The following is a 22,398-nucleotide window of genomic DNA, read 5'->3' as shown; positions in this document are numbered from 1 at the left end:
GTGGCAGGATGAGCGGGTGCCTGCTGACTTCCCTCATACCTGGCCCGACCGAACGGTTCGGGTGATCGTGGCGCTCGCTGTCGGACTGACCCTCGGCCTCACCTCCTGCACGGACAGGCCCGTCGGGGCGCCGGACCCATCGGGCACCGCACCCACTTCCGGGGCAGCGGAACTCCGCCCGGCCCCGACGTCGCCCGGCGACGGCGTATCCGCGACGCCCTCCTCGGCGTCCGCACCGGCCGCTCCGGACGGGGACACACCGGGCATCGCCCGCGCTGTCGAAGGCGAGCTCACCAGCCTGGCGAGTGGTGGAGACGCGGTCACCCGTGAGGGGGTCCGGGCCGCCATCGAGCGGGGCTTCGCGGAGGCGGGCGCGGCTCCGGCATCAGTCGAGGTGTCCATCGACAGCACGCCCACCGGGCTGGACGTCGACGCGATCCAGGGCGCCGGTCTGATCGACGGGAGCTGCGTCTTCGGGGAGGTGCGCGAAGGGACGGTGACCGTCGCGGTCCTTCCCGCGCTCGCCTCCGGCCTGTGCTTCGTCGGTGACCAGCGCTGATCCGGGGAGGGCGCCGATCCGGAGCGGCGCCGATTCGGGGACCCGGGCGGCCCGACGGTCACCCGCCCGGACCACCCGAGTGTGAGATCGGTCCGGCCAACCACTAGCCTTAGGTGCATGGCGGAATTTATCTACACAATGAGCAAGGCCCGCAAGGCCGTTGGCGACAAAGTAATCCTCGACGACGTCAGCATGTCGTTCTTCCCTGGCGCGAAGATCGGTGTCGTGGGGCCGAATGGTGCGGGTAAGTCCACCATCCTGAAGATCATGGCAGGCATGGATACGCCGTCCAACGGCGAAGCGCGCCTCAGCCCCGGGTACACGGTCGGCATCCTCCTGCAGGAGCCACCGCTGAACGAGGAGAAGACCGTGCTCGGCAACGTCCAGGAGGGCGTCGGCGAGATCTTCGGGAAGATCCAGCGTTTCAACGAGATCTCCGAGGAGATGGCCTCCCCGGACGCCGACTACGACACACTGCTCGACGAGATGGGCAAGCTGCAGGAGGCCATCGACGCCGCGGACGCGTGGGACCTCGACTCCCAGCTCGAGCAGGCCATGGACGCCCTCCGTTGCCCGCCGCCCGAGGCCGACGTCCGTGTCCTCTCCGGTGGTGAGCGCCGCCGGGTGGCGCTCTGCAAGCTGCTGCTGCAGAAGCCGGACCTGCTCCTCCTCGACGAGCCCACCAACCACCTCGACGCCGAGAGCGTGCTGTGGCTGGAGCAGCACCTGAAGTCCTACGCCGGCGCCGTCCTCGCCGTCACCCACGATCGCTACTTCCTCGACCATGTCGCCGAATGGATCGCGGAGGTGGACCGCGGTCACCTGTACCCCTACGAGGGCAACTACTCGACCTACCTCGAGAAGAAGCGCGCGCGCCTCGAGGTGCAGGGCAAGAAGGACCAGAAACTCTCCCGGCGCCTGACCGAGGAACTCGAATGGGTCCGGTCGAACGCCAAGGGACGCCAGACGAAGTCCAAGGCACGCCTGAACCGGTACGAGGAGATGGCGGCGGAGGCGGAGCGTACCCGGAAGCTCGACTTCGAGGAGATCCAGATCCCGCCGGGCCCCAGGCTCGGCAGCCAGGTCATCGAGGCGCACGACCTCCGCAAGGGATACGACGAGCGCATCCTCATCGACGGCCTGTCCTTCTCGCTGCCGCGCAACGGGATCGTCGGCGTCATCGGCCCGAACGGCGTCGGCAAGACGACGCTGTTCAAGACCATCGTGGGTCTGGAACCCCTCGACGGCGGCGAACTGCGGATCGGCGATTCGGTGAAGATCTCCTACGTGGACCAGTCCCGCGGCGGCATCGACCCCAACAAGAGCCTGTGGGAGGTCGTGTCCGACGGCCTCGACTTCATCCAGGTGGGCCAGGTCGAGATGCCCTCGCGCGCGTACGTGTCGGCGTTCGGCTTCAAGGGACCGGACCAGCAGAAGAAGGCCGGTGTCCTCTCCGGTGGTGAGCGCAACAGGCTGAACCTCGCGATGACCCTGAAGCAGGGTGGCAACCTGCTGCTCCTCGACGAACCGACCAACGACCTCGACGTCGAGACGCTCTCGAGCCTCGAGAACGCCCTGCTCGAGTTCCCCGGCTGCGCCGTCGTCGTCTCGCACGACCGCTGGTTCCTCGACCGGGTGGCCACCCACATCCTGTCCTACGAGGGCACCGAGGAGAACCCGGACCACTGGTACTGGTTCGAGGGCAACTTCGACGCCTACGAGCAGAACAAGGTGGAACGGCTCGGAGCCGACGCCGCGAAGCCGCATCGCGTCACGCACCGCCGCCTCACGCGCGACTAGCAGGAGCCCGCACCGGCCGGAAGCAGCTGACCGGCGGAAGCGGACAGCGGAAGGGACACGGCTCCGGCCGTGTCCCTTCTTCTCTAAGTGGTGCAGGCGTGGAGGTCAGCCGGGCGGGATCCTGACCATGCCCTCCTGGGCCACGCTCGCGACCAGTGCACCGCTGCGATCGTAGATGCGGCCGGCGGCGAGCCCGCGCGAGCCGGACGCACTGGGGGAGCTCTGCACGTAGAGCAGCCAGTCGTCCACCCGCACGGGACGGTGCCACCACATCGCGTGGTCGAGGCTTGCCACGTTCATGCCGGGATGGATCCAGCTCAGGCCGTGCGGTCGCAGGATCGATTCGAGCAGGGTGTAGTCGCTCGCGTACGCGAGGGCGGCCCGGTGGATGTTCGGATCGTCCGGCATGGGTCCGAGGCTCCGCATCCAGACCGCGTTCCGGGGTTCCCGTGACCCCTCGTTGGACAGGTAGAGCGGGGCGTCGACGTGCCGGATGTCGAACGGCCGGTCGAAGGCCCACGCCTGCGCGACAGGGTGGTCGAAGGCGCCGAGCAGTTCGGCCGTCGACGGCAGGCTCTCGGGGTCGGGGATGCCGGCGGGCATCGTGTCCTGGTGGGTGATGCCCTCGTCGGGCTCCTGGAAGGACGCGATCATGGACAGGATGGGCACGCCGTTCTGGTAGGCGTGCGTGCGGCGGGCGGAGAACGACCGCCCGTCACGCAGGCGCTGGACGCCGAACGTGATGGGCTGGTCGGCGTCGCCCGCCCGCAGGAAGTAGCCGTGCATGGAGTGGACGTCCCGCGTCGGCTCGACCGTCCGCATCGCCGCGATCAGCGACTGCGCGAGCACCTGGCCGCCGAAGACGCGCCGGCTCGGCTGCCGGGCGGAGCTCCCCACAAAGATCTCCTCGTCCGTCTGCGCTCCCTCCGCGCTGCTCAGGTCGAGCAGATCCAGGAGGGCCCGGGTGGGGTCCTTCGCCTGCGCTCCCCGCGCCGGTGCCTCTGATGCTGGCGCGTGTTCTGCCATGGTTCGGTGTCTCCTCGTAGGGCGGGGAAGCGGTGCGCTCCCGGGCATCTACTGACAGTAGACGCCGCTCCATGCGCACTCAATACGGGCACGCGGCCCCGCCCATGGTGTTCCTCACACCCTGGTCCGCGGGCCACGGCGAATCGTCGGGTGGTGGCCGGGTTTGAGAGGATGGCGCTATGTCCCCGGTGCACACCTTCCCCCTCCAGCTGCGGTTCGGCGACGAGGATTCCTACGGCCACGTCAACAACGTCCGCTTCCTCCAGTTCCTCGAGGACGCGCGCCTGTCGCTGATGCACGAGCCGCGGCCCGAGGGGTCGTTCATCGAGCTCATCGACCCCGACCACTACACGCTCGTGGGCCGCCAGGAGATCGAGTACCGCTCGCCGCTGACCGTGAGCATGGAGCCGGCCGCCGTCGATCTCTGGGTCACCGCAGTGGGCGGCTCCAGCTTCGACCTCGGCTACGCGGTCCGGGACCGGGTGGCGGTGGACGGGAGCACCGTGAGTGCGATCGCCGCGACCACCATGGTGATGGTCAGCCGCAGCACCGGTCGTCCCGTGAGGCTGTCCGGCACGCAGAAGGCCATCCTCCTGTCCTGGCAGGGACCGCCCGTTCCCTTCCGCCGTGCGCGGGGCGGCACGCGGGTATGACCTCCTCGTCCCTGCGCTTCGCGGACCCGCACACCGTCGCCGACCTCCGCACCTTCACCGCCCGTGCCCGCGCCAACGACGACGGCGGGATGAGGCTCGTGGGCGCCGGCCGGGTGCTCGCCGCGTACGTGTGCACGCTCCGCCCCACCGTGCTCGGCGAGGCCGTCCCCACCGTGCTGGGGCTCAGGACCATGGCCCTCGCGGAGGAGGCCGACGTCGACACCACGGTCGCGCTCGGCTCGGTCCTCGACCGGCTCGCCCGCATGCCCGACGGCGACGTCCTGTTCCCCGTCCCCACCGTGACGGTCACCGAGAACTGGGCAGGCGTCCTTCCTCCGCGGTCGGGATGGGAAGCGGCGGGGACCGTGGCGGTCGAGGTCCTGGACCAGGCTGCGCAGCAGGGCATCGGGGAGGTGGCCCGCAGCCTGCCCGAGCGCGCGGGCGCACCCCTGGTGAGCAGCGCGAGGATCGCGGTATGGGGGCGCCCCCTGGCGGGGGTGCCCGGCGCGGTCCCGGCCGGGGCGGCCTTCGGCGCGTTCAGCCTCGGCTTCCTCCAGCCCGGGACGTCGGCGACCGTCCACACGAACGGGCGCTGGTCACGTGTCAGCACTGCGCGCGGCCACGTCCTCGTCCGCGCCGCCGCCGTCCTCTGACCGGCTGACGTCAGTCCGCTGCGTTCACCATCGAATGCGCGGCGCGCTCGAGGTAGTCCCACAGGGTCGTCTCGTGCAGGGGGGCGAGGTCCAGGGTGTCCACGGCGGCGCGCATGTGCTGCAGCCACCGGTCGCGTGCCTGCGGCCCCACCCGGAACGGCATGTGCCGCATGCGGAGCCTCGGATGGCCCCGCTGCTCACCGTAGGTCTTCGGCCCGCCCCAGTACTGCTCGAGGAACAGCAGCAGGCGCTCCTTCGCCGGACCGAGATCCTGCTCCGGGTACATGGGACGCAGCACGTCGTCGGCCGCCACGCCGTTGTAGAAGGCGTCGACCAGCCGTACGAACGTGGGGTGGCCTCCGACGGCCTCGTAGAAGTTGTCCGTGTACTGCGGCTGGGTGAAGCCCTGCCCGGCGGCGACGAGCCGCTCCACGGGCAGGGCCGTCCGTGCCCCTGCGGGGGGAGTCCCGTCCGGTGTCTGTGCCGGGTTCTCCTGCGCGCTCATGACTGCTCCTGGACGAGGGCGGGTGCTGCCGGGACGGCGGGTTCGGGGGTCGGCTCCACGTAGTCGCCCTGGGACCGGTTGCCCACCTTGGTGATGTCGCCGTTCCGCACGTACCAGATGGCTCCGTCCTTATCGACCATGCGGGTGATGCGCAGGCCGAGGGACTGGACCACGCCGACGGTCTCTCCCACCTCGATGGTGTCGCCGATGCCGTACTGGTCCTCGATCGTGATGAAGAACCCGAGGAAGGCGTCGCGGATCACCTCGCGCGCACCGAAACCGATGGCGATGCCGACGATGCCGACGCTCGCGAGGATGGGCCCGATGTTGAAGCCGAGTGTGTCGATGGCCATCAGGCCCGCGATGATCGCGATGGTCAGGGCCGCCACGCTGGAGAGCAGGCCGCCGATCGTCTCCGCACGCTGGACGCGCCGGGCGCCGTCGAAGGGGCGCAGCGCGGGCTGGGCCCATTTGAAGTGCGGCTTCTTGAAGACGCTGTAGCCGCTCTGGACGCGCTTGACCGAGCGGTTGATCACGGCGCGGATCACGAGCCACAGGATCAGGGCGCCGAGCAGGATGACCAGCGCGGAGATGACCTGGCCGCCATAGCCGAGGGAGGTGAGGAATGTCATGGGAATCGCTTTCGTGCGGGCATCCGGGGTCCGCCGAAGGTGGGCGCGGTAGGCGCGGGGATGCCTTAACAGGCTACAGCGGAGGGGGTTGCCCTGTGGGCCTGTCGTCCTCAGCCCGGGCCCGCGCCGGAGGTGGGTTCATGGTGGACCGGGAAGTTCAGGGACCGCGCGATGAAGCACAGGCGGTTCGCCTCCGCGTGCAGGGAATCCGCGAGGCCGCTCTGGCCCGCGTCCTGCAGGTCGACGGCGGGGTGCAGCACGATCCCGGTGAACTCGCCGCTGCCGTCCCGGTTCAGGCGCATGGTGCCCGTCGCCGTGTCCCGGTAGCCCGTGACGACGACGCCAGCCCTCACCGCGACGTGGAGATAGGACAGCATGTGGCACTGCGCGACGGCGGTCAGCAGCAGTTGCTCGGGATTCCAGCGGTCCTTCGCCCCGTGGAACGTGGGGTCCGCCGTCCCCAGGAGGAGGCCCGGGCCGTCCACGTCCACCTCGTGGTCGCGGCTGTAGGCACGGTATCCGGAGGTCCCGGTGCCGAGGTTCCCGGTCCAGCGGACGCGCGCCGTGTAGTGGTGTTCCTGCAGGTTCATGACACGACCCTAGCGCCGGCGCCCCGGACCGCGCGGAACGCGCGGCGGGGAGGACGATGGTCCTCCCCGCCGGCGAGTACCTAGCGGTCGGCGGCCTGCGCCTTCAGGGCGCGGACGACGCCGTCCCGGCTCTCCAGCACGAGGCGCCGGAGCGACGGCGACTCGTCGCCGAGCGCGGCGAGGAAGGCGTCGGTGCGGTCCAGCGTGTCCTGCGTGGTCAGGAGCGACGGGTAGAGGCCCACGACGATCTGCTGGGCGATCTCGTGCGTGCGGGTCGCCCAGACCTCCTGGATGGAGGCGAAGTACCGCCCGACGAACGGCTCCAGCAGCGACCGGTCGTGGACGCGCGTGAACCCGCCGATCATGGACCGCTGCGCGGCGTTCGGCAGGTCCGCCGAATCGACGAGTGCCGCCCAGGCGGCCTCCTTGGCCTCCGGCGTCGGCACGGCCGCGCGGGCCGCGGCCGCCGCGAGCTGGCCGGTGGCCGTCGAGTCCTTCGCGAGCTCCCCGTCGATCTCCTGCTCCCCGGCGCGCCCGCCGGCCACCAGGCTGGTGAGCAGCTCCCACCGCAGGTCCTGGTCCACGCTGAGCCCCTCGGGGACGCGCTCACCGGAGAGCAGCGCCGCGACGGTGTCCAGCTGGGGGGCCGTGCGGGCGTGGGCCGAGAAGGCCTTCGTGAACTGCAGCTGGGCATCGGAGCCCGCCTCGGCGGCGAGGGCGAGCTCCAGCAGGCTGTCCGCCGCGGCGTCGCCCATCGGCTCCCGGTCCTTCGGGGTGACGTAGAACGCGAGGGTCGAGGCGAGCTGCCGGAGCAGCACGAGCACCACGGACGAATCCGACTCCGCCCCGATGTTCTGCAGCACGAGCTCCACGTAGTCGCGTGCCGGCGTCTCGCCGTCGCGGGCCGCGTCCCACGCCGAGGCGAGGACGAGGGTGCGGGGGAGTGAGTCCCGGAAATCCCTGACGTGGCGCACGGAGGTGCGCAGGGACGCCGGGTCGAGGCGGATCTTCGCGTAGGCGAGGTCGTCGTCGTTCAGGAGCACGAGGGCCGGCTGCCTGCGTCCCACGAGATCCGCGACCTCCGTGCGCTCGCCGTCGACGTCGAGCTCCAGCCGGTGCACCCGGACGAGCGCGCCGTCGTCGTCGTGGTCGTAGAAGCCGACCGCGAGGCGGTGGGGCCGGATGGTCGGGAACGCCTCGACCGCGCTCTGGAGGATCGCGAACGAGGTGATCGTACCGGTCCCGTCCGTGGTGAACTCGGGGCGGAGCGTGTTGACGCCGGCGGTCTCCAGCCAGAGGGCGGACCACGCCTTCAGGTCGCGGCCGCTGGCTGCCTCGAGCTCGGACAGCAGGTCCACCAGCTCGGTGCTCTTCCAGGAGTGCTTCGCGAAGTACTGGCGCACGCCCTGCATGAATTCTTCCTGGCCCACCCAGGCCACCAGCTGCTTGAGCACCGACGCGCCCTTCGCGTAGGTGATGCCGTCGAAGTTGACCTGGACGTCCTCGAGGTCGTTGATCGTCGCGACGATCGGATGGGTGGAGGGCAGCTGGTCCTGGCGGTAGGCCCAGCCCTTCTCGAGGATCGCGAACGTGGTCCACGCCTGCTCGAACTCCGTGGCCTCGGCGGCCGCGAGGGTGGACATGAACTCCGCGAAGGACTCGTTCAGCCAGAGGTCGTTCCACCAGCGCATGGTGACGAGGTCGCCGAACCACATGTGGGCCAGTTCGTGGAGGATCGTGATGGCGCGCCGCTCGACGGTCGCGTCGGGGACGCGTCCCCGGAAGACGTAGGTCTCGACGAAGGTGACGGCGCCCGCGTTCTCCATGGCGCCGGCGTTGAACTCGGGCACGAACAGCTGGTCGTACTTCGCGAACGGGTACGGGGCGCCGAACTGCTCCTCGTAGAACGCGAAGCCCTGGCGCGTCAGGGCGAAGATGTTCTCCGCGTCCAGGTACTGCATGAGGGACTTGCGAGCGAACACCCCGAGCGGGATGGTGCGGCCGTCCGAGCTCGTCAGCTCGCTGCGCACCGACTGGTAGGGCCCCGCGATCAGCGCCGTCACGTAGGAGGACATGACCGGTGTGGGCTCGAAGGACCACGTGGAGGCGGCGCCGCCGTCGGCGTCGGATCCCGCCTGGACGGGCTCCGGGGTGGCGGTGTTCGAGATGACGTCCCAGTGCGAGGGCGCGGTGACCGAGAAGCGGAACGTCGACTTCAGGTCGGGCTGCTCGAAGACGGTGAACACGCGGCGGGAGTCCGGGACCTCGAACTGCGTGTACAGGTAGACCTCCCCGTCCACGGGATCGGTGAACCGGTGGAGGCCCTCCCCGGTGTTCATGTAGAGCATGTCGGCCTCGACCACGAGGACGTTGCTGGCGGCCAGCACGGGAAGCTGGATCCTGACGCCGTCGGCGACCTCCGCCGGGTCCAGTGCGACGCCGTTCAGCTCCACCCGGTACACGGTGTCCGTCACGGCGTCGATGAACGTCGAGGCGCCCTGGCGTGCGTCGAAGGAGACCACCGTCGTCGAACGGAACACCCGCTCGCCGCGCGTGAGGTCGAGGGTGACCTCGTAGGAGTGGACGGTGAGCAGATCGGCGCGCGTGCGTGCTTCGTCGCGCGTCAGGTTCAGACCGGGCAAGGATCGCCTCCAGGGGTGGGATACGGATACTCCGCATGTGATGGGGGTTACGCAGCGGTTCGATTCTCTCACTCCACCCGGCGCGGCCGCGCACGTCGACCCCTCCGGCCCCGCGGTCTAGGCTGGAACTCTCCCGTCCTGCTGCGCGGACATCTCCCGCAGTGACCATCGCCCGCTCCCCGGCACCATCCAGAAGGAACCGATCATGATGCGCGTCCACCTCGCCACCGACCACGCCGGCATGGAGCTGAGCGCCCACCTGCTCTCGCACCTCACCGCGGCAGGCTACGACGTCGTCGACCACGGTCCAACGTCCTACGATCCCGAGGACGACTACCCCTCGTTCTGCATCGACGCCGCGCGGGCCGTCGTCGCGGACCAGGCTGCGGGCACCCGGGCCCTGGGGATCGTCCTCGGAGGCTCCGGGAACGGCGAGCAGATCGCCGCGAACAAGGTGCGCGGCGTCCGGGCCGCCCTCGCCTGGAGCCTCGACACGGCACGCCTGGCACGCCAGCACAACGACGCGAACGTCGTCGCGGTCGGCGGCCGGCAGCACTCCGTGGAGGAGGCGACCGCGATCATCGAGGCGTTCCTCTCCGAGCCCTTCAGCGGCGCCGAGCGGCACAGCCGCAGGATCGCTCAGGTGGCCCGGTTCGAGGAAACGGGAAGCGTTGCCTGAGGGCCACTCGGTCCACCGGCTCGCCCGGCAGTTCGGCTCCGTCTTCACCGGTGAGCGCCTCGCCGTCTCGAGCCCGCAGGGACGCTTCGCCGCCGGAGCCGCGCAGCTCGACGGCGCCACGCTGGTCAGCGCGCTCGCGCACGGCAAGCAGATGTTCCTGCGGTTCGACAACCGCCGCGTCCTGCGCGTGCACCTCGGCCTGTACGGGGCGTGGACCTTCGGCGGCGACGAGACGTTCCGCGGGGCCTCGAGCATCGGGGCCCCGCGCCGGGTGGGGGAGTCGGAGCAGCCCTCCGAGGACGGCGTCGCCCTCGGCTACGCAGGCCCTCCCGCCCCTGTCGGCGCCGTCCGTGTCCGGTTCGTGTCGGCGCACGGCTGGGCGGACCTCCGGGGACCCACCGCGTGCGAGGTGATCACGGAGGCCGAGGAGAAGGCGGCCCGCGCGAAACTGGGTCCCGACCCGCTCCAGCCGCGGTCGGACGGCACGCGGTTCGCGCAGAGACTCCTGTCCAGCATCACCCCCGTGGGCACCCAGCTGATGAACCAGGCGGTGATCGCAGGGATCGGCAACATCTACCGGGCCGAGGTCCTGTTCCTTCAGGGCATCAACCCATGGCGACCGGGCAAGCAGGTCCGCGACGACGAAGCGGCAGGCCTCTGGGCCGAGACGGTGCGACTGATGAAGGACGGGGTCCGGGACGGGCGCATCGTCACGACGACCCCGGAGGCGCGGAACGGGCGGCCGAAGCGTTCGGCCCCGCACTACGTCTACAAGCGGCCGGGCCAGCCGTGCCGTCGTTGCGGGACCCCCATCCTCACCGCGGTGATGGCGGCCCGGAACGTCTATTGGTGCCCGCGGTGCCAGGAGGTTTAAAGAGAAGAACCCGGACCCAGGGTCCGGGTGATGCGGCCTTGAGGGCCGGGAGAAGAGGGGATGACGGGAATCGAACCCGCGTAATCAGTTTGGAAGACTGAGGCTTTACCATTAAGCTACATCCCCGCAACGGGCGCCTTTCGGTGCCCCGTGGAACGCCTATAACTACATCACAGCCGGCGCGCTATCGCCAAATGTGCGAGGTCAGCGTAAAGGTGCGTAGACTGGCACTCGCACTTACGGGGTGTAGCTCAGCTTGGTAGAGCGCCTGCTTTGGGAGCAGGAAGTCGCAGGTTCAACTCCTGTCACCCCGACTCTGTTGTGTGATGAGGAAAGTGCCTCCGCTGCAGAACCAATCCCAATCATTTCAGGAGTCCTACGCTGTGAAGAGCGCTGTTGAAACCCTTTCCCCCACCCGGGTGAAGCTGAACGTCGAGGTACCTTTCGAGGAACTGAAGCCCAGCATCGACGAGGCCTACAAGACCATCGCGACCCAGGTGCAGGTTCCAGGATTCCGCAAGGGCAAGGTTCCCACGCAGCTCATCGACCAGCGCGTCGGCCGCGGCTACGTCATCGAGACCGCCATTAACGACGGCCTCAACGGGTTCTACCAGAGCGCCGTGCAGGAGACGGGCATCCGCCCGCTCAGCCGCCCCGAGGTCGAGATCACCGAGGTCCCCGATCCCGCGAAGAAGGACGGCCAGCTGACGTTCAGCGTCGAACTGGACATCCGCCCCGAGATCGAGCTGCCCGACTACAAGGGCATCGAGGTCACCGTCGAGCCAGTCGAGGCCTCCGACGAGGACATCCAGAAGGCCATGGACGAGCTGCGCGGTCGCTTCGGCACCCTGACCGCCGTGGACCGTCCCGCCCAGGACGGCGACTTCCTCACCATCGACCTGACCGCGTCGGTCGGCGACGACGAGGTCGACTCCGCCCAGGACCTGTCCTACCAGATCGGCTCGGGCACCATGCTCGAGGGCATGGACGAGGCCGTCACCGGACTCTCCACCGACGAGGACGCCACGTTCGAGACCAAGCTGGCCGGCGGCGAGCACGCAGGTGCCGACGCTCAGGTCAAGGTCGTCGTCAAGGCGGTCAAGGAGCGCGAGCTCCCCGCGGTCGACGACGAGTTCGCCCAGCTGGCGTCGGAGTTCGACACCGCCGAGGAGCTGCGCGCCGATCTGTCGAAGCAGGCCTCCGAGTCCAAGCTGATGGACCAGGGCGTCGAGGCGCGCGACAAGGTCCTCGACAAGCTCGTCGAGCTCGTCGCCGTGCCGGTCCCCGCGAGCGTCATCGACGAGCAGCTCGAGCAGCACTTCAACGGCGAGAACGCCCACAGCGCCGGCGAGGACCACGACACCGAGGAGCACCGCGCGGAGATCCGCACGAACACGGAGCGTGCCTTCCAGAACGAGGTCATCCTCGACGCCGTCGCCGAGAAGGAAGAGGTCGGCGTCAGCCAGGCCGAGCTGATCGACTACATCGTCTCGACGGCCGGTCAGTACGGCATGGAGCCGAACCAGTTCGCCCAGATGCTGGACCAGAGCGGCCAGGTCCCGATGATCGTCGGAGAGGTGCGTCGCCGCAAGGCCCTCGCCAAGGTCCTCGAGTACGCCACGGTCACCGACACCAACGGCGCCTCCGTCGACCTCAGCGAGTTCGTCCGGCCCGTCGGCGACGACACCGAGACCATCAGCGCGGAGGACCTCGAGACCGAGCAGGACGTCGTCGAGGACGGCCAGGCGACCGAGGTCGCAGAGGCGCCCGAGGGCGACGTAGCCGACGTCGAGCAGACCGGGACCGAAGCCCCCGAGGCCGTAGCGCCGGAGGCTGCAGCGCCGGAGGCTGCCGAGGAGCCCGAGGCCGCGGAGGCACCGAAGAAGAAGAGGGCGCCGCGCAAGAAGGCGGCCTCCGAGTAGTCAGCAGTGCAACCAGCGGTGCCGCAGCCTCCGGGCGGCGGCACCGCTGTTTTTTAAGCCCTGAGGAGACGGGCGAAAGCCCTCGGCGAACGGCATCCGGAGGGCCGCGGCGCGACCGTGCGCCGTCAGCGAACAGTTCCCGGAGCGGGAGCAATTCGTCACGCCAGCGGGTTAGTGTCCAAGGAGAGACAAACGGACGGGTCGGCCGAAGCGGCAGCGGCCCGCCAGAGTGAGAGGTTAACGTCAATGGCAACCGAACCAAGCACCCCGAGCATGGCCGGCCCCGAGATGGGCGGTCGTGACGACTACATCTACAACAGGCTCCTCAAGGAGCGCATCATCTGGCTCGGTTCGGAGGTCCGCGACGACAACGCGAACGCCATCTGCTCTCAGCTCCTGCTGCTGTCGGCCGAGGATCCCGAGCGCGACATCTTCCTCTACATCAACTCGCCGGGTGGCTCGGTGACCGCCGGGATGGCGATCTACGACACCATGCAGTTCATCCCCAACGACGTCGTCACGGTGGCCACCGGCCTCGCCGCCTCGATGGGCCAGTTCCTGCTCTCCTCGGGCACCAAGGGCAAGCGCTACGCCACCCCCCACGCCCGGATCCTCATGCACCAGCCGTCCGGCGGCATCGGCGGAACCGCGACGGACATCCGGATCCAGGCCGAGCTGATCCTGCACATGAAGCGCGTCATGGCCGAGCTCACGGCGGAGCAGACGGGTCAGACGGTCGAGAAGATCCTCAAGGACAACGACCGCGACAAGTGGTTCACGGCCCAGGAGGCCCTCGACTACGGGTTCTTCGACCACATCTCCGCGCACTCGGGCTCCGTGGCCGGCGGCGGCGGAACCGACCAGACCTCCTAGTCCGCGCCCAGCCCCTATCTTCACCAGTCGTCCTACAGGAGACACCATGAACCACGTATTCCAGGCAGCAGCGGGATCGACGGCGCAGAACCTGCCGACCAGCCGCTACATCCTTCCCCAGTTCGAAGAGCGCACGCCCTACGGCTTCAAGCGCCAGGACCCGTACACGAAGCTGTTCGAGGACCGCATCATCTTCCTCGGCACGCAGGTGGACGACGCCTCAGCGGACGACGTCATGGCCCAGCTGCTCGTCCTCGAGTCCACGGACCCCGAGCGCGACATCACGCTCTACATCAACTCGCCCGGCGGCTCGTTCACGGCCATGACGGCGATCTACGACACCATGCAGTTCATCCGGCCCGAGGTGCAGACCGTGTGCCTCGGCCAGGCTGCCAGTGCCGCGGCGGTCCTGCTGGCCGCGGGAGCCCCGGGCAAGCGGCTGGCCCTGCCGAACGCGCGCGTGCTGATCCACCAGCCGGCCCTTTCCGGAGGACAGGGCGGGCAGGCCTCCGATCTGGAGATCCAGGCCAACGAGGTCATGCGCATGCGCACCTGGCTGGAGGACACCCTGGCCCTCCACTCGGGTCGCAGCTCGGAGCAGGTCAACATCGACATCGAGCGCGACAAGATCCTCACGGCGGCCGACGCCGTCGAGTACGGACTGGTCGACGAGGTCCTGACCTCGCGGAAGATCACCCCGCCGAAGATCAACACCCCGTAGCAGGACGGCGGATCCGGGGGCGGACCGGGCCCGGATCCCGCCGCCCGGTCCGTTCCGCGCCCGTGGTGCCGCATGGCACCACGGGCCTTTTGATACTGGCTCCCGCGCCCGGGTGGCCTAGAGTGGTGATAGCAATCGCGATATACCTAAGGGGACTGGACCATGGCTCGCATTGGTGAGAGCACGGATCTGCTCAAGTGCTCTTTCTGCGGGAAGAGCCAGAAGCAGGTCCGCAAACTGATCGCGGGCCCCGGCGTGTACATCTGCGACGAGTGCATCGACCTGTGCAACGAGATCATCGAGGAGGAGCTGTCCGAGGTCGCCGACCTCGGGACGTTCGAGCTCCCGAAGCCCCGCGAGATCTTCGACTTCCTGCAGGAGTACGTGGTGGGCCAGGAGCCCGCGAAGCGTTCCCTCGCCGTCGCCGTGTACAACCACTACAAGCGCATCCAGTCGGGTAACGGGCCCCGCGCGGCCGGTACCCTGGCCGACGCCGTCGAGACCGAGGACGTCGAGATCGCGAAGTCCAACATCCTGCTCATCGGGCCCACCGGATGCGGCAAGACCTATCTCGCGCAGACCCTCGCCCGGCGGCTCAACGTGCCCTTCGCCGTGGCCGACGCAACGGCTCTCACCGAGGCGGGCTATGTCGGCGAGGACGTGGAGAACATCCTGCTGAAGCTGATCCAGGCCGCCGACTACGACGTCAAGAAGGCCGAGCAGGGCATCATCTACATCGACGAGATCGACAAGATCTCCCGCAAGAGCGAGAACCCGTCGATCACGCGTGACGTCTCGGGTGAGGGCGTCCAGCAGGCGCTGCTGAAGATCCTCGAGGGCACCGTCGCCTCCGTTCCGCCGCAGGGCGGGCGCAAGCACCCGCATCAGGAATTCATCCAGATCGACACCACGAACGTCCTCTTCATCGTCGCCGGCGCCTTCGCCGGTCTCGAGGAGATCATCGGTTCACGTGCGGGCCGCAAGGGCATCGGCTTCGGCGCCCCGCTGAGCTCCCTGAAGAACGAGGAGGCGAGCTACGGGGACGTCATGCCGGAGGATCTGCTGAAGTTCGGCCTCATCCCCGAGTTCATCGGCCGGCTGCCCGTCATCACCACCGTCAGCCACCTCGACCGCCCGGCCCTGATGCAGATCCTGACCGCGCCGAAGAACGCCCTGCTCAAGCAGTACCAGAAGATGTTCCTGCTCGACGGCGTCGAGCTCGTCCTCGAACCGAAGGCCCTCGAGGCCATCGCCGACCTCGCGCTGGATCGCGGGACCGGCGCGCGGGGCCTTCGCGCCATCATGGAGGAAGTCCTCCTGCCGGTCATGTTCGACCTCCCCAGCCGCGAGGACATCGCGACGGTGGTCATCACCGACGACGTCGTCGCCAAGCGCGCCGAACCCACCCTCATCTCGCACGAGGTGGCGTCCAAGCGCCGCAACAAGTCCGCCTGATAGTCCCCATGCGAAAGGCCCGGCCGGACGGCCGGGCCTTTCGCATGTCCGCAGGTCAGGGGTTCGCTGCCACCGCGGCGTCGAGGGCGGCGACGGGGTACGACGGCGGATGCACCGCAGCCATCTCCTCCAGCACCCGCACCACCTGGCAGCTGTACCCGAACTCGTTGTCGTACCAGACGTACAGGACGAGGTAGGTGCCGTCGGCGATCGTCGCGAGGCCGTCGACGATGCCCGTGCGTCGTGAGCCGACGAAGTCCGTCGAGACCACCTCCGGGCTGTCGATGTAGTCCACCTGCTTCCGCATGCCCGAGTGGAGGGACATCTCGCGGAGGTAGGTGTTGACCTCCTCTTTCGTGGTCCCGTGCTTGAGGGTCAGGTTGAGGATGGCGATCGAGACGTCCGGGGTCGGCACGCGGATGGAACTGCCGGTGAGTTTGCCCGCCAGTTCGGGCAGCGCCTTCGCCACCGCCGTCGCCGCTCCCGTCTCCGTGAGGACCATGTTGAGTGCCGCCGAGCGCCCGCGCCGGTCGCCGCGGTGGAAGTTGTCGATCAGGTTCTGGTCGTTCGTGAAGGAGTGGACGGTCTCCACGTGCCCGTGGATGACGCCGAAGCGGTCGTTGACCGCCTTGAGGACGGGCGTGATCGCGTTGGTGGTGCAGGATGCGGCCGTGATGATGCGGTCGGTGTCCTCGATGGCGGCGTGGTTGATGCCGTGCACGATGTTCTTCAGGCTGCCCTTGCCGGGCGCGGTCAGCAGCACCTTGGCCACGCCGCGGCTCCTCAGGTGCTGGGACAGCCCGTCGGCGTCGCGCCAGCGGCCCGTGTTGTCCACGACGATGGCGTCGTGGATGCCGTAGGCCGTGTAGTCGATGGTCGCGGGATCGTCGGAGTAGATGACCTGGATGCGGATCCCGTTGGCGGTGATCGTGTTCGAGGCCTCGTCCACCTGGATGGTCCCCTCGAAGGACCCGTGGACCGAATCGCGGCGCAGCAGGCTCGCGCGTTTGGCGAGGTCGTTGTCCGAGCCGCGGCGGACGACGACGGCGCGCAGCCGCAGCCCGTGGCCTCCGCCGGCCTTCTCGATGAGGAGGCGGGCCACCAGGCGCCCGATCCGCCCGAAACCGTACAGGACGACGTCGGTGCTCGTGCGTTCGTCGCGCCCGCCATGGCCGACGATGTCTGCGAGCTCCGCGCGAAGGAACTCCTCGAGGGTCAGGCCGTCCCCGGCGCGGTCGTAGGCGAGGCGGAGGCGTCCGATGTCGATCGCTGCTGCTCCGAGGTCCAGGTCGACGAGGACCTGCAGCAGGGGAGCGGTGTCCTCGAGCAGGAGCTCCTCGGTGGTGATGCGGCGCGCGAAGCGGTGCGCCTTGAGGATGTTCATCGTGGACTTGTTGATGAGGCTGCGTCCATGGATGCTCGTCACGACATTGTTCTCGCGGTACAGGCGTCCGATGAGCGGGATCATGGCTTCGGCGAGTGCCTCGCGTTCGAGCCAGGTGTCGTGGGTCTCGGTCCGGTGGTGCTGCACAGCGGCATCCTTTTCGGCACCGGGGTGGCCGGTGCGAGCTCATCCAGCCCGATGGCGACGCAGGGATAGCGCCAGGCATCCTCGACTGGTCGTGTCCTCTCATTAGACCGCCTCCTGCGGGCCTGCACCAATTCGGCCGGAATAGCGGGCCGCCGGGGCGGGTTGCACCCGGAAAGGCCTCGGCCTCACCAACCCTGCAAGGAGCACCCTATGAGCGCGTCCACGACCGTCGAGAAGGCCGATTTCTGGTTCGACCCCCTGTGTCCCTTCGCCTGGATCACGTCCCGCTGGATGGGCGAGGTGGAGCAGGTGCGTGACATCTCGGTCGCCTGGCACGTCATGAGCCTGTCCGTCCTCAACGAAGGACGGGACCTCCCCGAGGAGTACCAGGCCATGATGGTGCAGGGCTGGGGCCCGGTGCGCGTCATCATCGCCGCAGCCGAGCTGCACGGCGACGAGTACATCAAGAAGCTGTACGACGCGATGGGGGCCCGCATACACATCGGCCAGAACAGGGACTTCGACGTCGTGATCCGGGAGTCGCTGGACGAGGTGGGCCTGCCGGCCGACCTCGCCTCCTACGCACACACCGACGAGTACGACGCGCAGCTGCGCGCGTCCCACAAGGACGGCATCGACCGTGTGGGTGACGAGGTCGGCACGCCCGTCGTGGCTTTCAACGGCACCGCGTTCTTCGGTCCGGTCCTCACCAGGATCCCCCGTGGCGAGGAGGCCGGCAGGATCTTCGACGGCGCCGTCCTGATGTCCGGGTTCCCCGGATTCTTCGAACTCAAGCGCTCCCGCACGGAGAGCCCGCGGTTCGACTAGCCTCCAGTCGGCCTGAACGCAGGAAGGGACCCGCCCACCGGCGGGTCCCTTCCTGCGTCGGGTGGCTACTCCGCGGGCTGCGGCACCAGTTCGACCTCGGAGACGCTCAGTGCGCCGTCCCCTTCGACGACCTGGAGGTCCCGGGCGTTGCCGGCCGCGAGGAGGTCTGCCAGGCCCGCACGGATCTGCCCCACCTGGGCGGCGGACGCCGTGACGACGGCGCGCTCCACCTCGGTGCGCTGCTTGACCTTGGCCTCGGACTTGGCCTTGCGGATACCCCCGAGGGCCAGGGCCACGGAGGTGAGGACGCCGGCGTCGGCCGTGTCCGGCAGGGCCGTGAGCGCGTCGGCGCCGGGCCAGGCCGCTTGGTGCACCGATCCCTCGCGCCACCAGCTCCAGACCTCTTCGGTGGCGAACGGCAGGAACGGCGCGAACAGGCGCAGCAGGGCGTCCAGCGTCGTCGCCAGCGCGGCCTGGACCGACTGCGTCCCGGCGTCACCCGCGTCGCCGTAGGCACGGTCCTTGACCAGTTCCACGTAGTCGTCCGTGAAGGTCCAGAAGAAGGACTCCGTGAGCTGGAGGGCACGGGCGTAGTCGTACTTCTCGAAGGCTGCCGTGGCCTGCTCGGTCACCGTGCGGAGCTGGACGAGCAGGGAGGTGTCCAGCGCGTTCGAGACACGGTCCAGTGCACCGGAGCCGATGGACGCCTCGGTGACGCCGAGGTTGAGGACGAACTTCGAGGCGTTGAGCAGCTTGATCGCCAGGCGGCGGCCGATCTTCATCTGGTTCACCTCGTAGGCGGTGTCCGCGCCGAGTTTCGCCGACGCGGCCCAGTACCGCACGGCGTCAGCGCCGAACTGCTCCAGGACGTCCGTGGGGACCACGACGTTCCCCTTGGACTTCGACATCTTCTTGCGGTCGGGGTCGAGGATCCAGCCGGACAGGGCCGCATGCTTCCAGGGCACCGAGTCCTGGAGCGCATCCGCGCGGACCGCCGTCGAGAACAGCCAGGTGCGGATGATGTCGTGCCCCTGCGGGCGCAGGTCGAACGGGAACACCTTCCCGAAGAGATCCTCGTCCCGCGCCCAGCCGCCCACGATCTGCGGGGTCAGGGACGACGTCGCCCAGGTGTCCAGCACGTCGCTGTCGCCGATGAAGCCGCCGGGCCGGTTGCGGGCGGATTCCTCGAACCCCGGAGCCGGGTCGGCGGCCGGATCGACGGGCAGGGACTCGAGGGCCGGGATGATCGGGTCCTCGTACTCCGGTTCGCCGTCGCCGTCGAGGCGGTACCAGACGGGGACGGGGACGCCGAAGAAGCGCTGTCGCGAGACGAGCCAGTCGCCGTTCAGTCCCTCGATCCAGTTCTCGTAGCGGGACCGCATGAAGGAGGGGTGGAAATCGATCTCGCGACCCCGCTGGATCAGCGCCTCCCGCTTGCCGGCGTCGCGCCCGCCGTTGCGGATGTACCACTGGCGGCTGGTCACGACCTCGAGGGGCTTGTCGCCCTTCTCGTAGAAGTTGACCGGGTGCATGATCTTCTTCGGCTCGCCCTCGAGGTCCCCGCTCTCGCGGAGCAGGGCGACGACGGCCTCCTTGGCGCTGAAGATGGTCTTGCCGGCCAGCCGGGTGTAGTTCTCGCGGGCCTTCTCGGTCGTGATCCACTCGGGGGCCTCGGCGCGGAGCCGGCCGTCGCGGCCGACGACGGCGCGGGTGGGCAGCTGCAGTTCCCGCCACCAGGTGACGTCGGTCAGGTCGCCGAACGTGCAGATCATGGCGATACCGCTGCCCTTGTCGGGCTTCGCCAGGGGATGCGCCTTGATCTCGACCTCGACGTCGAACAGCGGGCTGGTGACCCTGGTGCCGAAGAGCGGCTTGTAGCGCTCGTCGTCGGGGTGCGCCACGAGGGCCACGCAGGCGGGCAGCAGCTCGGGGCGCGTGGTCTCGATGTGGATCTGCGAGCCGTCGGGGGCGTGGAACGCGATGCGGTGGTAGGCGCCGGGCTGCTCGCGGTCCTCGAGTTCGGCCTGCGCGACCGCGGTCCGGAAGGTGACGTCCCACAGCGTCGGCGCCTCGGCGAGGTAGGCGTCCCCGGCCTTGAGGTTCTCGAGGAAGGCGCGCTGCGAGACGGCGCGTGAGGTGTCGTCGATGGTCCGGTAGGTCAGGTCCCAGTCCACCGAGAGGCCCAGGGTGCTGAAGAGGTTCTCGAAGACCTTCTCGTCCTCGACCGCCAGCTCCTCGCAGAGTTCGATGAAGTTCTTCCGCGAGACCGCGTCGAAGTCCCGCTGGTTCTTCGCGGGCTCGGCGGGGGGCCGGTAGTCGGCGTCGTACGGCACGGAGGGGTCGCAGCGGACGCCGTAGTAGTTCTGGACGCGGCGCTCGGTCGGCAGTCCGTTGTCGTCCCAGCCCATCGGGTAGAAGACGTTGGCGCCGCGCATGCGCTTGAACCGCGCCATGACATCGGTCTGCGTGTAGGAGAACATGTGCCCCACGTGGAGCGATCCCGAAGCGGTGGGCGGGGGAGTGTCGATCGAGTAGACGTCCTCGCGCGTCGTGTCACGCTTGAAGGCGTAGGTGCCGTCCTCGCGCCACTGGCGGGACAGTCTCTCCTCGAGGCCCTCGAGCACGGGCTTGTCGGGGACGGAAACGGGCTGGGGGGAGGGCGTGTCTGTGCCCTGGGTGGTATCGGCCATTCCTCCATTGTTCCCTACTGTCCGCGGACTCCGGCACGCCGGTGGCTTCCATGCCGGAAGTACGCCGGCTGCTCCCGGCGCGGCCGGTCAGTGGCCGGCGCCGAGCTTCCCGCCCAGGCGTTCACGCATCATCGTGGAGGCCTCGTTGAGTCCGACGATCGTGACCTCGGTGCCGTGGGTGCGGTACTTCTCGGTGATGGCGTCCAGCGCGGCGATGGTGGAGGCGTCCCAGAGGTGGGATCCGTGCAGGTCGATGGTGACCCGGTGGGGGTCTGTGGCGTACTCGAACTGGGTGTAGAGGTCGTTGGAGGACGCGAAGAACAGTTCGCCGTCGACCGTGTAGGTGGCGTGCCGGTCCCCGTCCGCGGTGGTCTCGGTCCGTTCGACGGTGACGAAGTGCGCCACCCGGCGGGCGAACGCGACCATGGCCACGAGGACACCGACGATGACGCCGATGGCGAGGTTGTGCGTCCAGACCGTCACGATGACCGTGGCGAGCATGACGGTCGTCTCGCTCTTGGGCATCCGCTTCAGCGTTCCGGGCTGGATGCTGTGCCAATCGAACGTGGCGATGGACACGAAGATCATCACCGCGACCAGGGCGGCCATCGGGATCAGGGCGACGATGCCGCCGAGGACGACGACGAGGACGAGCAGGAAGATCCCGGCGAGGAACGTGCTGATCCGGGTGCGGGCGCCGGAGGCCTTCACGTTGATCATGGTCTGGCCGATCATGGCGCAGCCGCCCATGCCGCCGAAGAACCCGGTGATGATGTTCGCCGTGCCCTGGCCCCAGGACTCGCGGGTCTTGTTGGAGCGGGTGTCGGTGATGTCGTCGACGAGCTTGGCGGTCATGAGGGACTCGAGGAGCCCGACGGCGGCCAGCGCCAGCGAGAACGGGGCGATGATCTGGAGGGTCTCGAGGGTCAGCGGCACGTTCGGGAAGAACAGGAACGGCAGGCTCTCGGGCAGCTCACCCTTGTCTCCGACGGTCGGGACGAGCACGTTGGCGAGGACCGCGAACACGGTCAGGACCACGATGGCGACCAGCGGTGCGGGCACCGCCCTGGTGAGGCGCGGCAGTCCGAAGACGATGAGCAGGCCGACGGCGACCATCGGATACACGAGGAAGGGTACGTCCACGAGCTCGGGGACCTGCGACATGAAAATGAGGATGGCGAGGGCGTTGACGAAGCCCACCATGACGGAGCGGGGGATGAACCGCATGAGCCGGGCGACGCCGGTGACGCCGAGGATCACCTGGAAGAGACCGCCGAGGATCACCGCGGCGATGAAGTAGTCCACGCCGTGGCTGGCTACCAGCGGGGCGATGACCAGGGCGATCGCGCCGGTCGCTGCGGAGATCATGGCCGGGCGTCCACCGAGGAAGGCGATGGAGACCGCCATCGTGAACGAGGCGAACAGGCCCAGCCGCGGGTCGACGCCGGCGATGATCGAGAAGGCGATGGCCTCCGGGATGAGGGCGAGGGCGACCACGAGGCCGGCGAGGACCTCGGTCTTCAGCAGACGCGGGTTCCGAAGCGTTCGGGCGACCGACTGGCGTTCGACCGGGGTGAGTTCTGGTCTCGCAGTGGGTGCGGCTGCTGACATGGCGGGATCCTTCGTGCGTTGGAGTACAGGGCGGCGGGAGACGGCTGGTTCGCCGCTCGGGAAGGGGAGCTAGGCTGTACGCCGGCGTACAGAAGAACCGCGGGATGCCGCAGTAACCGTTAAACTCTAACTTAACGTCACGTGAGGTTGTAGC

Annotated in this window: 19 protein-coding genes and 2 tRNA genes; 12 read left to right on the top strand and 9 right to left on the bottom strand. The window is 68.8% G+C overall.

What is annotated here, in order from left to right:
* Positions 1–16: 16 nt before the first annotated feature.
* Both AC4D2F_RS03295 and ettA read left to right on the top strand, forming a co-directional pair.
* On the top strand, positions 17–559 hold the full coding sequence (locus tag AC4D2F_RS03295) for a DUF6993 domain-containing protein (RefSeq protein WP_490909480.1): 543 nt from the start codon (positions 17–19) through the stop codon (positions 557–559).
* Between the two features lie 117 nt (positions 560–676).
* Positions 677–2,359 (top strand): energy-dependent translational throttle protein EttA, encoded by a 1,683-nt coding sequence (ettA, locus tag AC4D2F_RS03290; protein ID WP_104165318.1) that lies wholly within the window; start codon positions 677–679, stop codon positions 2,357–2,359.
* Positions 2,360–2,464: 105 nt separating this feature from the next.
* Here ettA and tesB read toward each other — a convergent pair whose 3' ends face one another.
* On the bottom strand, positions 2,465–3,385 hold the full coding sequence (gene tesB, locus AC4D2F_RS03285) for an acyl-CoA thioesterase II (RefSeq protein ID WP_104165316.1): 921 nt from the start codon (positions 3,383–3,385) through the stop codon (positions 2,465–2,467).
* Positions 3,386–3,564: 179 nt separating this feature from the next.
* Here tesB and AC4D2F_RS03280 point away from each other — a divergent pair, with 179 nt between their 5' ends.
* Both AC4D2F_RS03280 and AC4D2F_RS03275 read left to right on the top strand, forming a co-directional pair.
* On the top strand, positions 3,565–4,038 hold the full coding sequence (locus AC4D2F_RS03280; RefSeq protein ID WP_490909479.1) for an acyl-CoA thioesterase: 474 nt from the start codon (positions 3,565–3,567) through the stop codon (positions 4,036–4,038).
* Positions 4,035–4,691, top strand: coding sequence for a DUF8185 domain-containing protein (locus AC4D2F_RS03275; RefSeq protein WP_490909478.1), 657 nt, complete (start codon positions 4,035–4,037; stop codon positions 4,689–4,691). Before AC4D2F_RS03280 ends, AC4D2F_RS03275 begins: the two co-directional genes overlap by 4 nt.
* Before the next feature lie 10 nt (positions 4,692–4,701).
* Here AC4D2F_RS03275 and AC4D2F_RS03270 read toward each other — a convergent pair whose 3' ends face one another.
* The 4 genes from AC4D2F_RS03270 to pepN all read right to left on the bottom strand — a co-directional run bounded on the left by AC4D2F_RS03270 (position 4,702) and on the right by pepN (position 9,051).
* Positions 4,702–5,196 carry a globin gene (locus AC4D2F_RS03270; protein ID WP_490909477.1) on the bottom strand — a complete coding sequence of 165 codons (495 nt, stop codon included), beginning with the start codon at positions 5,194–5,196 and terminating at the stop codon, positions 4,702–4,704.
* A complete protein-coding gene (locus AC4D2F_RS03265; protein WP_490909476.1) occupies positions 5,193–5,828 on the bottom strand; it encodes a mechanosensitive ion channel family protein in 636 nt (211 codons plus the stop codon). The genes AC4D2F_RS03270 and AC4D2F_RS03265 overlap by 4 nt, the downstream gene beginning before the upstream one ends.
* Before the next feature lie 110 nt (positions 5,829–5,938).
* Positions 5,939–6,418, bottom strand: coding sequence for an OsmC family protein (locus tag AC4D2F_RS03260; protein ID WP_104165307.1), 480 nt, complete (start codon positions 6,416–6,418; stop codon positions 5,939–5,941).
* Positions 6,419–6,498: 80 nt separating this feature from the next.
* The gene (gene pepN, locus AC4D2F_RS03255) at positions 6,499–9,051 is read right to left on the bottom strand and encodes an aminopeptidase N (RefSeq protein ID WP_490910514.1); all 2,553 of its coding nucleotides are present in this window, start codon (positions 9,049–9,051) and stop codon (positions 6,499–6,501) included.
* A 217-nt stretch (positions 9,052–9,268) separates the two neighbouring features.
* Between pepN and AC4D2F_RS03250 the strand changes: the two genes are divergently transcribed.
* Complete coding sequence (locus tag AC4D2F_RS03250; protein WP_104166680.1) at positions 9,269–9,739, top strand: ribose-5-phosphate isomerase; 471 nt, start codon at positions 9,269–9,271, stop codon at positions 9,737–9,739.
* On the top strand, positions 9,732–10,613 hold the full coding sequence (locus tag AC4D2F_RS03245) for an Fpg/Nei family DNA glycosylase (RefSeq protein ID WP_490909475.1): 882 nt from the start codon (positions 9,732–9,734) through the stop codon (positions 10,611–10,613). Before AC4D2F_RS03250 ends, AC4D2F_RS03245 begins: the two co-directional genes overlap by 8 nt.
* A gap of 55 nt (positions 10,614–10,668) precedes the next feature.
* Here AC4D2F_RS03245 and AC4D2F_RS03240 read toward each other — a convergent pair.
* Positions 10,669–10,739 (bottom strand) — tRNA-Gly (locus AC4D2F_RS03240).
* A 114-nt stretch (positions 10,740–10,853) separates the two neighbouring features.
* On the opposite strand from AC4D2F_RS03240, the gene AC4D2F_RS03235 reads away from it, so the two are divergent.
* From AC4D2F_RS03235 to clpX, 5 genes are all read left to right on the top strand, one after another.
* Positions 10,854–10,927 (top strand) — tRNA-Pro (locus AC4D2F_RS03235).
* Between the two features lie 69 nt (positions 10,928–10,996).
* Positions 10,997–12,535 carry a trigger factor gene (gene tig / locus AC4D2F_RS03230; RefSeq protein WP_490909474.1) on the top strand — a complete coding sequence of 513 codons (1,539 nt, stop codon included), beginning with the start codon at positions 10,997–10,999 and terminating at the stop codon, positions 12,533–12,535.
* Positions 12,536–12,781: 246 nt separating this feature from the next.
* The gene (locus AC4D2F_RS03225; RefSeq protein WP_306738385.1) at positions 12,782–13,408 is read left to right on the top strand and encodes an ATP-dependent Clp protease proteolytic subunit; all 627 of its coding nucleotides are present in this window, start codon (positions 12,782–12,784) and stop codon (positions 13,406–13,408) included.
* A 46-nt stretch (positions 13,409–13,454) separates the two neighbouring features.
* Positions 13,455–14,129, top strand: coding sequence for an ATP-dependent Clp protease proteolytic subunit (locus tag AC4D2F_RS03220; RefSeq protein ID WP_490909473.1), 675 nt, complete (start codon positions 13,455–13,457; stop codon positions 14,127–14,129).
* Positions 14,130–14,291: 162 nt separating this feature from the next.
* Complete coding sequence (clpX, locus tag AC4D2F_RS03215; protein WP_490909472.1) at positions 14,292–15,584, top strand: ATP-dependent Clp protease ATP-binding subunit ClpX; 1,293 nt, start codon at positions 14,292–14,294, stop codon at positions 15,582–15,584.
* A 55-nt stretch (positions 15,585–15,639) separates the two neighbouring features.
* On the opposite strand, the gene AC4D2F_RS03210 is transcribed toward clpX, so the two are convergent.
* Complete coding sequence (locus tag AC4D2F_RS03210; RefSeq protein ID WP_490910513.1) at positions 15,640–17,052, bottom strand: glyceraldehyde-3-phosphate dehydrogenase; 1,413 nt, start codon at positions 17,050–17,052, stop codon at positions 15,640–15,642.
* A 273-nt stretch (positions 17,053–17,325) separates the two neighbouring features.
* Here AC4D2F_RS03210 and AC4D2F_RS03205 point away from each other — a divergent pair, with 273 nt between their 5' ends.
* On the top strand, positions 17,326–17,943 hold the full coding sequence (locus AC4D2F_RS03205) for a mycothiol-dependent nitroreductase Rv2466c family protein (protein WP_490909471.1): 618 nt from the start codon (positions 17,326–17,328) through the stop codon (positions 17,941–17,943).
* Positions 17,944–18,008: 65 nt separating this feature from the next.
* Here the strand turns inward: AC4D2F_RS03205 and valS are convergent, their stop codons facing one another.
* The gene (valS, locus tag AC4D2F_RS03200) at positions 18,009–20,633 is read right to left on the bottom strand and encodes a valine--tRNA ligase (RefSeq protein WP_490909470.1); all 2,625 of its coding nucleotides are present in this window, start codon (positions 20,631–20,633) and stop codon (positions 18,009–18,011) included.
* Positions 20,634–20,720: 87 nt separating this feature from the next.
* Positions 20,721–22,244: a SulP family inorganic anion transporter gene (locus tag AC4D2F_RS03195; protein WP_490909469.1), complete on the bottom strand. Its 1,524-nt coding sequence runs from the start codon at positions 22,242–22,244 to the stop codon at positions 20,721–20,723.
* Positions 22,245–22,398: the final 154 nt, after the last annotated feature.

It is taken from the genome of Arthrobacter sp. TJ-263, assembly GCF_058269155.1.
This window is presented reverse-complemented; position numbering and strand designations above follow the sequence as displayed.